Source organism: Mesorhizobium sp. (assembly GCF_041661565.1).
Taxonomy (GTDB): Bacteria; Pseudomonadota; Alphaproteobacteria; order Rhizobiales; family Rhizobiaceae; genus Mesorhizobium.
Genome location: NZ_JBAZUD010000166.1, coordinates 1 through 10267 on the forward strand (window position 1 = coordinate 1; position 10267 = coordinate 10267).

The window sequence follows — 10267 nt, forward strand, 5'->3', positions numbered from 1 at the left end:
GATCCAATAGAGTTCAAACTGGCCGAGTTCAAGCTCGCCATGCGCCGCCTGGCCGCCGGCGTCTCAATCGTCACCACCATCGACGGCGAACAGCCGCATGGCTTTGCCGCGACGTCGGTTACGTCCGTTTCAGCCGATCCGTCGCCCTTGCTGCTGGTGTGCGTCAACAAATCCGTCTCCTGCCACGATCTGATGCTGGCTTCCGGCCGGTTCTGCGTGAATGTCCTCGCCGAATCCGACATGGAAACGGCGCGTCTGTTCAGTTCGTCCAAGGACCGCCATCGCCGGTTCGAACTGTGCAAGTGGGAGACCTTGTCGACCGGCGCGCCGGCGCTGACCGGAGCCTTGGCGAGCTTCGACTGCCGCATCCACCGCGCGATGGAAGTGCAGACGCATACGGTGGTTTTCGGCGAAGTGGTGGAAACGCGGCTGATCGACGACGACCTTCATCCGCTGGTCTACATCGATGGACGTTTCGGCGGCCTCCGCTGTCCGCCGACCACCGGTGCTACCCCATGAGCGAGGCGAGGGGCGCCGCTGGTTCCAGGACCCATGTGGCGGTGATCGGCGGCGGCGTGATCGGCGTCTGCTCGGCGAGCTGGCTGCTGCGCGAAGGCTTCGCCGTGACCATCGTCGAGCCGGGCGAAATCGCCGGCGGTTCCTCGTTCGGCAATGCCGGCTGCTTCAATCCATCGTCGGTCGTGCCGATGTCGATGCCGGGCAATCTGGCCAAGGTGCCGGGCTGGCTGCTCGATCCGCTCGGACCGTTGTCGATCCGATGGCCCTATTTGCCCAGCATCGCGCCGTGGCTGCTGCGGTTCCTGCAGGCGGGTTCGCGCGAGCGGGTCGAGAAGCAGGCGGCAGCACTCGCCGGCCTGCTGCGGGATTCGCCGGGCGCCTACCGGCCGCTGGTGGAGAATGCGGGGGCCCTCGACCTGCTGCGGCGCGATGGCCATCTCATGGTCTATCCGACGCGCGCGGACTTCGAGGCCGACGCTTTCGCTTGGCAATTGCGGGAAAGCAACGGCATCGAATACACGGTGCTGGAGCGCGACGCCCTCTGGCAGCTGGAGCCGACCGTGTCGCGCGACTATCAGTTGGGGGTTTTCCTGCCGGGCAACGGCCATACGGTCAACCCGCAGCGCTTGGTCAACGCCCTTGCCGACGCCTTTCTGCGCGATGGCGGCCAGATCAAGCGCGCCAGGGTGGAGGGCTTCGATCTCGCGGGCGACAGGCTGTCCGGGCTGCGCACGGACGCCGGCTTCCTGGCCGCCGACCGCGCCGTGGTTGCCGCCGGGGCCTATTCGAAACAGTTCGCAAAGCAGCTCGGCGATTCCGTTCCACTCGATACTGAACGGGGCTACCACATCATCGTCAGCAGCCCCGAGGCAAGGCCGCGCCTGCCGATCATGGACACCTCCGGCAAGTTCGTGGCGACGCCGATGGAAACGGGCCTCAGGCTCGCCGGCACCGTGGAATTCGCCGGGCTGGAGGCCGCTCCCGACTGGAGGCGGGCACGCAACCTGCTGAAGCTCGGAAAACGATTGTTCCCAAGCCTGAGCGAGACCTATCCGGAGGATCGGCTTTCCGTGTGGATGGGCTTCCGGCCAAGCATGCCGGACTCGCTGCCGGTGATCGGATACTCACGGCGCGTGCGTGACGTCGTCTACGCGTTTGGCCATGGCCATGTCGGCATGGCGGCCGGCGCGACCACCGGACATCTCGTGACGGATCTGATTGCCGGCAAGCCACCGCGCGTGCCGATCGAGGCTTTTTCACCACGGCGGTTCGGCTGATGCCGGCGAACAACCCCCAATCCGTGTCTCACGCGAGAGACTGGTTCGTCACCGATGCGACGGCTGCAAATCGCCGGCGAAACGGCAAGAATGCTGCCCGTTACGGCTTCGCCTGCGAACAGCCTATCGAATCAACCACTTGCGGCGGCCGTGAGTCTCGGCGACAATCCGGAGGAGGCGCCGCTGGGGTCTGGCACGGCGATTGCTCACTTCCTGACATGAAAATGGGAAAGGACCTGGGCATGAAAAAACTTCTGAATGAAGCCGTCAGCCGTCGCACGATCCTCAAGGCCGGTGGCGCGGCAATCGCCGGTTCGCTGTTCGCACCGAACATCATCCGTCCGGCGAATGCCTCCGAGCAGATCCTGCTGCTGACCTGGGAAACATATCACGACGACGACTGGATCCAGGAATGGGGCCGGGCCAACGACACCGAAGTCCGCGCGGTTCGCATCGGCTCCGAAGATGAGCTCTATTCGCAGCCGTTCTCCGGCGCGATCCAGCCGGACGTGCTCTATGTCGAGACCGGCTCCTTGTCGCGCTTCAAGGGCGCGGGACTGATCAAGAAGATCGACGTCTCCAAACTGCCGAACGCATCCAACATATCGTCCCACCTGCCTTGGCAGAAGTTCACCACCGTCGACAACGAACTGGTCGGAGTCCCCTACAATTGGGGCACGCAGCCGCTGATGTATAACGCCGACGTCGTCCCGGAGGCGGAGACGGCCACATGGGCGACGCTCTGGGACGAGAAGTACAAGGGCAAGGTGAACATGTTCGACGACTGCACGATCAGCTTCCCGATGATCGCGCTTTATGTCGGAGCCAAGGACCCCTTCAACCTGACGGAAGAAGAATTCGGCAAGTGCACGGACGCCTTGCGCGCGCTGCACGGGCAGATCCGGGTCATCGCCCGGGGCTTCGACGACGCATCGACGATCTACGCCGCGGGCGAGGCCGTGATCGGCTATTGCCAGAATGTCGCCGTGGTCACATCCCTCCAGGCCAAGGGCAAGAATTTCAAATATTCGCTGCCCAAGGAAGGGACGCCGACCTGGATCGACTGCGCCTCGATCTCACCGCAGGGCGACCGCCCGATCGTCTACAAATTCCTCAACGACAATCTCAGCACCCAGTGGCAGTCGCGCTTCATCACCAAGTCGACCAACAACGGCGTGCTCAGCGCGGAATCCGCGCGTGCCGCCGGGCTGAGCGAGGATGCATTGAAGATCACCAACATCGTCGATTCCGCCACTCCCGGTTTCTGGGACAAGCTGGTCGTCTTCCAGAAACCGGAAGACCTCGAGCGTCGCCTGCAGATCTGGAACGACTTCAAATCGGGGATTCTCTAAGCCCCGCGGCAGCCAACCAGAACCGGAGCCACTGCGATGCAGCAATCGGTCGGCAACCATGTGCTTAGCCTGGAAAGTGTCTCCAAGACCTATCCAGGCAACACCAAGCGAGCGCTCGACAGAGTGTCGTTCGAGGTGGCCGCGGGCGAGTTCTTCTCGATCCTCGGTCCAAGCGGCTCCGGCAAGACCACGATCCTGCGCACCATCGCGGGCTTCGAAAAACCCGACGAGGGTTGCGTGACGATGGCCGGCGGCGATGTCACGCATCTGCCGCCCAACAAGCGCGACCTTCGCACGGTGTTCCAGAGCTATGCCCTGTTCCCGCACCTGACGATCAGCGAGAACGTTCAATATCCGCTGCGAATGGCCGGCATGGCAAAGCCCGAGCGCACAAGGAAGGCCATGCAGGCGCTGGAACTCGTCGCCATGGAATCAATGGCGGGCCGCTTGCCGCATCTGCTTTCCGGCGGCCAGCGGCAGCGCGCCGCGCTCGCACGCGCCATCGTGTCGAGGCCGCAATTGCTGCTTCTCGACGAACCTCTGGGCGCGCTCGACCTGCGCTTGCGCCAGCAGATGCAGCATACGCTCGTCTCGCTGCAGAAGGAGCTCGGCATCGCATTCGTCTACGTCACCCACGACCAGGGCGAAGCGCTTTCGATGTCCAACCGGGTGCTGGTGATGCGCGAGGGACGGATCGCGCAGCTGGGAAGACCGCAGGACCTCTATTTCAAGCCGCGATCGGAGTTCGTCGCCGAGTTTGTCGGCAACTCCAACATGCTGCCGGTCGAATTCACGGCCAATCATGGAACCTATGTCGGATCGATCGGCGGGGTGGCGTTTCCGGAAATACGCGGCGACAGGTCGGGCAGGGCGCGCGTGGCGGTGCGTTACGACAATGTCAGGATCTATCCCGACAAGGACAGCGCCGCGACAAGCCGGCTGTCAGGCATTGTCGAAAACGTGCTCTTCCTGGGCACCAACATCGAGGTCGGCATCCGCTGTGGCGAGCTGCGGATCATGGGCAGCGTGCCGGCTAGCCGCGCCGACAGCCTGGTTGCCGGCCAAGCCGTATCCATCGGCCTCGACCTGGCGGAGGCAAACGTCTTTCATGTCTAGATCGGCCGACATGGCGCTGTTCGCCGCCCCAGCCATGCCCGCGCGCTTCAGGTTCCGCATCGATTGGCCGCAAGTGCCGGTCTACGGATGGCTGGCGCTGATCGTGCTGATCCCGAACCTTCTGCTGATCGGGACGAGTTTCCTGTCGGTGGCGGGCGGGCGCATCAAGTTCGAACCGACGCTGGCCAACTATGTGCGCCTGTGGCACTCGGCCGGGTTCTGGCGGCTGCTCGAACAGACCTTCCAGTTCAGCCTGCTCGGCGCGTTCCTGGGCGCGCTGGTCGCCTATCCCATGGCCTATTTCGTCGGCCGGGTGGTCAGGAACAACCGCTCCATCCTTACCGTCCTGGTGCTGGTCCCTCTGTGGATCAGCCTGCTGATGAGGGTGTTTTCCTGGCGCCTCATCCTGGGGCAGAACGGCGTGCTGAATTCGTCCCTGGTGTCCAGCGGACTGCTGGACGGCCCATCCTCGGCCTTCCTGTACACCGGCTCGTCGGTGGTGCTGACATTCGCCTACATATCCATCCCGTTCATCTTCGTCTCCACGCTCAACGCGTTTGAGAAGATACCGCAATCGCTGATCGAAGCCTCGCAGGACCTGGCCGCGACCACGTTCCAGACCTTCTGCCACGTCATCTGGCCGCTCACCCGGCGCAGCCTGGCAATCGGCTTCAGCCTCGCCTTCCTGGTCACGGTCGGCGACTATGTGACGCCGTCCATGGTCGGAGGGATCAATGGAACCACGCTTGGCGTGCTGATCTCCTCGCAGTTCGGCATCGCCAGCAACTGGCCTTTCGGGGCCGCACTTTCGATCGCGCTCATCGTCGCCGTGTCCATCGTCGTTGCGTTGGTGTTGTGGTCCTGCCCGCAGCGAGGGATCTTTTCGGGCGACGAGGCGCCGTCCTCGGGGCCGCCGCCGACGGCCGGCGAGGGGCACCGGCTGGGTTTCATCGGCGGTGCGACCCTTTATGGCGTGGTCGTCGCCTTCCTCTACGCCCCGTTGCTGCTGATGGTCGTGTTCTCGTTCAACGACTCGACCTTGCAGGCCTTCCCGCTGCAGGCCCTGACCTTCAAATGGTATGCCGAGCTCGCCGGCAATTCAGGATTGATCGCCGCCGGACAGCGCTCACTGATCGTCGCGGTCTGCGTCGTCATCATCTCCAGCATCGTCGGCACAGCCTTCGCGCTGGTGCTCCACTATCGCAACCTGCTCTATTCGCGCGCCATCGAACTGCTGCTGACCTTGCCGCTCGCCATGCCTTCGGTCGTGCTGGGCATCGTCATGGTGCTGGGCACGGAAATCGTCGGGGTTCCGCCGGGCCTCGCGCGTGTCGTCATCGGCCAGGCAAGCTTCATCATGCCGATCACCATGCTGCTGGTGCTGACGCGGCTCCGGCGCCTCGATCCTTCCCTGCTCGAGGCCTCTCTCGATCTCGGCGCGAGCCGCCTGCAGAGCTTCCTGCTGATCGTGCTGCCGCTCATACGCGGCGCCGCGATCGGCGGCATGCTGCTCGGCCTGACCCTGTCGGCGGACGAGGTGATGGTGACCTTGTTCCTGGCCGGTCCGTCCCAGACATTGCCGATCTGGGTCTTCAACCAGATGCGGTTCGGCTTCACCCCGTCGGTCAACGCGGTGTTCACCCTGCTCGGGCTGTTCGCGCTGTCGACGGTCTTGATCGGCCAGGTCATCGCGCGACGCCGCGCCGTCGAGACGTAAGCGGCCCCGAAGGACTCAGGCTCAACCACTGAGGAGCAGCGCTACATGCCGTCGTCAAAGACAATCGGGCGGCCCGTTGCCGTGCTTGGCATCGGCAGCATGGGAACGGCGATCGCCAGGGCGCTGGTCGAGGCGGGCCACCACGTCACGGTCTGGAATCGATCGAAGGAGCGGCTGGCGGCGTTGGCCGGATGTCGCGTGGCGGGTACGGCCGCCGAGGCCTGCCGCGACGCGGAGATCACGTTCACATGCTTTTCGAATCTTGCCGCGACCCATGACGTCCTGAAGCAACCGGGCGTGGTCGAAGCGCTCCGGGGCAAGGCCCTGGTGGCGATGTCCACCGCCACGCCGGACCAGGTCCACGACTTCCAGCGGTTCGCCCAGGCCTCCGGCATCGACTATCTGGACGCCAAGATCGCCGTCACGCCGGCCCAGATCGGCGGGCCGACGGCGGTGATCTTCTTTGCCGGGCCGCACGCCCTCTTCTGGCGGGTCGAACCTGTGCTGAGGGCGCTGGCGGGGCGGGCCACATTCATGGGAGAGCGCATCGATGGCGCCGTGCAGGGCGACTTCGCCTTCCTCAGTGTCTATTTCGCCGGCACGATCGGCATCCTGCACGGCGCGGCATTCTCGAAAAACTCGGGCCTGGATATCGACCAGTTCTTCAGCCTGATCCCCTGCTTCCTCGACGAGATCAACGCGCGCTCGCAATCGTTCAGGAAGATGATCGTTGCGGGCGACTACACGGATGTGCAATCGGCCTTGAAAACGGATCTGGCCGGCGCCCTGCTGCTGGCGAACGCAACCGCGCATACCGGGATGCAGAAGCTTTTCCCGGATGCCTTGGTCGAGCTGATGCAGGATGCGGTCGCGCAAGGCCATGGCGACCTGGATTCGGCGGCGATGGTGGAGGCTTTCGGAAAGAGCCGCGCACCCGCATAACGCTGCGCCATTCGAACCGTGGCGGCCGACAAGGCAAGCGAGGCGGTCGCGCCGGCAGCGTGCGACAGTCGGCAGTCGCTGCACCACACTGCCTGGTTGGCCGGCCGCATCGCTGTCGGCTGACCCACGGTCGGGTTGAAGCAGCAAGCCCGATGCTACCTGATCACTGTCCGGCAATCCCGCGTAGCGGAATTGCCGGGAAGCCGGTTCAGCACTGGTAGTCTTCCAGGCGCGGCGCGGAGCCTGGTTTGCCGGACTTTATCCAGTCGACCTTGCCGTGAAGAAAAGTCAGGGCCGCATCCAGAGCCCCTTTGCGTTGCTGGAGTCTTTCGATCTGCAACTGGAGGACTTCGATGGTCCGTTCCGAGGAGTGCTCCCCGGCGCGGTACTCTTCGTTGAGAGCAAGGATTTCTCCAAGCGTATAGCCGAGCGTCTGCTGAAGTCGGATCATCCGTGCGGCGGTCACATCCTCAGGCTTGAACAGTTGGTACGGGTTCGAGCCGCCCTTGAGGCTACGGTTGGGCTTCAGGAGACCCTTGGCGATATAAAACCGGATCGTATCGACGGGGAGTCCCGTCGCCTTTGCAAATTCCGAAATGAGCATTTGAACCCTTGACCATGGACTGCACTCCACACTTATAGACAGTGCTTGTCGAAATATGGAGACCCAAGATGACAAGCGAAAACACATCCATGCCCCAGGTTCAACTCGGCCAGGATGGCCCCACGATCGGCGGCCAAGGCCTCGGTTGCATGGGCATGAGCGAATTCTACGGAGAAACCGACAAAGCCGAGTCACGGTTGACGCTGGAGAGAGCGATCGACCTTGGGATCAACATGTTTGATACCGCCGACATGTACGGCGTCGGCGCCAATGAGGAGTTCCTGGCTCCCTTCGTCTCGGCCAATCGCGAGCGCGTCACAATCGCCACGAAATTCGGCTACCGCCGCACGCCGGAGAACCCCGACGACTGGAGCATCGACAATCGTCCGGCCTTCATCCGGGCAGCCGTTGACCGGTCTCTCCGGCGCCTCGGCGTCGACGTCATCGACCTCTATTACATGCATCGCCGGACCGACAGCGTGGCGCTGGAGGATTCCATCGGTGCCATGGCCGGGCTGGTCGCAGCAGGAAAGGTAAAGTGGCTCGGCTTGTCCGCTGTCAGCGCGTCCGAACTGCGCGCGGCACATGCCATTCATCCCATCGCGGCCCTGCAGTCGGAATGGTCGATTTTCACGCGCGATATCGAACAAGACGTGGTCCCGGCCGCGGCCGAACTCGGGGTGACGGTGGTGCCTTACTCTCCGCTCGGGCGCGGCATGCTGACCGGCCGGGCTTTCGCTACATCCCTGGCCGACACCGATGCGCGCCAGCATTTCCCAAGGTTCTCGGCGGAAAACCGTGCAGCAAACATGCTGCTGGTCGCAAAGATCGAGGATATCGCGTCGGCGCGCGGCGTTTCGGCGGCGCAGATTGCGCTCGCCTGGCTGTATGCCCAAAGTCGCAGGCTCAAGGTCAAGATGGTGCCGATTCCGGGAACGCGGAAGCGCAGCCGTCTCCTGGAAAACGTCACGGCGGCATCCATGATACTGACCGTGGCTGAGATGGAAGCACTCGCGCCGCTGGCCTCCGCAGTCCAGGGCATCACCGTATAGACCTCGCAACCAGCGTCGCCGGTGGCGGCGCTGCAATCTCTCCGAACGGCCGCTTCGTGAGAACCTTTACGTAGCCTCCATGGAGAAACTGCTGTTGCGCATTTGAAAGCGGTCACGTCACGGCGACGGAGACAATGTGGGCGCGGCACACCACTTGCGACGCACGGCGTCAATTACCAAAAATTGACCACAGCCGGCTCATTCCGCCACCCTAGGTATCATGGCACAATGGGTCTACTGTCGTTCACATGTTTCAGCGGCGGCCGGGGGGCGGCCGGAAACAGAATGACAGGCCATAGGGGTCGTGGGGGGTACGGTGTCTATTGAGCTGGAGGAAGTCGGCCGAGCTTTCGACAATGGGGATTTTCGCCCGCACTTTCAGCCCCTGGTCAATCTTCGGACCGGGGACCTGCAAGGTTTCGAGCTTCTCGCCAGATGGAAACATCCCGAGCGGGGATGGATTCCACCAGCCGAGTTCATAGCGCTGGCAGAAAAAGACGGCTGGATCGACCGCTTGACCAGCGAATTGCTCCACCGGGCTTTCTCCGCCATGGCGAAGCTGCCGGACCACTTGAACCTTTCCGTCAATATCTCTCCGGTCCAGTTGCGCGGCCTCGGTTTGCCGAGGGATATCCAGAGCATCGCCGAGCAATCAGGCTTCTCGCTGGAACGCCTGATGGTCGAGATTACCGAAAGTGCGCTGACCGAAGACCTCGACAATGCGCGAATGATCGCGGTGGCCCTGAAAGCCATGGGCTGCAAGCTCGGTCTCGACGACTTTGGGACGGGATATTCGAGTTTGACCCATCTCCAGTCGCTGCCATTCGACGAGCTCAAGATCGACCGCAGTTTCGTGGGTTCGATGGCGGAGCGCCGCGACAGCCGCAAGATCGTTGCCGCGGTCGTTGGCCTTGGACAGAGCCTCGGGCTGATAACCGCCGCCGAAGGCGTTGAAACACTCGAACAGGCGCAGATGCTTCAGTGGCTTGGTTGTGAGTTGGCGCAGGGCTGGTTCTATGGAAAGCCGCTGCCCGCCGAGGATCTGCCGGGAACGGTGTCGGGTTTTCGTGCCAAGGGCGTTCCCGTCGTGCCGACGGATGTGCGAGGGCGATTGTCCAGCGGCGGTCTGGACCTGCTTCCGTCGGTGCGGCTGGCGCAACTGCAGGCGGTCTATGACGGCGCCCCCGTGGGGCTGGCCTTTGTGGGCCGGGACATGCGCTACAAGATGTTGAACCGGCGACTGGCCCAGATGAACGGACGGCCGATGGAAGACCATATCGGCAGCACTGTCGCGCAGATGGTCCCCGAACTCTTCCCCTTGATCGAAGGTTACATCCGCCGGGCGCTCAACGGCGAAGCCATTCCCGGTGTCGAGATCACAAAGCCGCCATCCGATGCCAGCGAGAGCAGGACGCTTCTGTTGTCCTACGAGCCGGCGCGCGACGAAGCGGGAGAAGTGGTCGGCGTGTCCATCGCGATCGTGGATCTGTCTCCGGTCAGGCGCGCGGAGCAGGCGCGGCGCGCGGCCGAGGAACATTTTCGGCAGATGATGGAGTTGCTGCCTCAAATTCCGTGGATCATCGATCCGGAAGGACGGGCCCTGGATGTCAGCCGGCGATGGTTGGAAATCGCCGGCCAGACGGGAGACCAATGGACAGGGTTTGGCTGGCTCGACGCATTGCATCCCG

Annotated in this window: 9 protein-coding genes; 8 read left to right on the forward strand and 1 reads right to left on the reverse strand. The window is 63.4% G+C overall.

Annotation, left to right across the window (positions count from 1 at the left end; all coding sequences use genetic code 11):
• The 6 genes from WC739_RS22190 to WC739_RS22215 form a co-directional block, all read left to right on the forward strand.
• Positions 1–519 (forward strand): flavin reductase family protein (locus WC739_RS22190; RefSeq protein WP_372955143.1); only part of this gene is annotated, 519 nt, incomplete at its 5' end.
• Positions 516–1796 (forward strand): NAD(P)/FAD-dependent oxidoreductase, encoded by a 1281-nt coding sequence (locus tag WC739_RS22195; RefSeq protein WP_372955144.1) that lies wholly within the window; start codon positions 516–518, stop codon positions 1794–1796. The genes WC739_RS22190 and WC739_RS22195, both read left to right, overlap by 4 nt.
• 242 nt (positions 1797–2038) lie before the next feature.
• Positions 2039–3148: an extracellular solute-binding protein gene (locus WC739_RS22200; protein ID WP_372955145.1), complete on the forward strand. Its 1110-nt coding sequence runs from the start codon at positions 2039–2041 to the stop codon at positions 3146–3148.
• Positions 3149–3184: 36 nt separating this feature from the next.
• Complete coding sequence (locus WC739_RS22205) at positions 3185–4264, forward strand: ABC transporter ATP-binding protein (protein ID WP_372955146.1); 1080 nt, start codon at positions 3185–3187, stop codon at positions 4262–4264.
• Entirely contained in the window at positions 4257–5981 is a 1725-nt protein-coding gene (locus WC739_RS22210) for an ABC transporter permease subunit (RefSeq protein WP_372955147.1), read from the forward strand. Before WC739_RS22205 ends, WC739_RS22210 begins: the two co-directional genes overlap by 8 nt.
• Before the next feature lie 45 nt (positions 5982–6026).
• Entirely contained in the window at positions 6027–6923 is an 897-nt protein-coding gene (locus WC739_RS22215) for an NAD(P)-dependent oxidoreductase (RefSeq protein ID WP_372955148.1), read from the forward strand.
• A 208-nt stretch (positions 6924–7131) separates the two neighbouring features.
• Here the strand turns inward: WC739_RS22215 and WC739_RS22220 are convergent, their stop codons facing one another.
• Positions 7132–7527, reverse strand: a complete 396-nt coding sequence (locus WC739_RS22220) for a MerR family transcriptional regulator (protein WP_372955149.1) — start codon at positions 7525–7527, stop codon at positions 7132–7134.
• A gap of 68 nt (positions 7528–7595) precedes the next feature.
• On the opposite strand from WC739_RS22220, the gene WC739_RS22225 reads away from it, so the two are divergent.
• Both WC739_RS22225 and WC739_RS22230 read left to right on the forward strand, forming a co-directional pair.
• Positions 7596–8579: an aldo/keto reductase gene (locus WC739_RS22225; RefSeq protein ID WP_372955150.1), complete on the forward strand. Its 984-nt coding sequence runs from the start codon at positions 7596–7598 to the stop codon at positions 8577–8579.
• Between the two features lie 304 nt (positions 8580–8883).
• Positions 8884–10267 (forward strand): EAL domain-containing protein (locus WC739_RS22230; RefSeq protein ID WP_372955151.1); only part of this gene is annotated, 1384 nt, incomplete at its 3' end.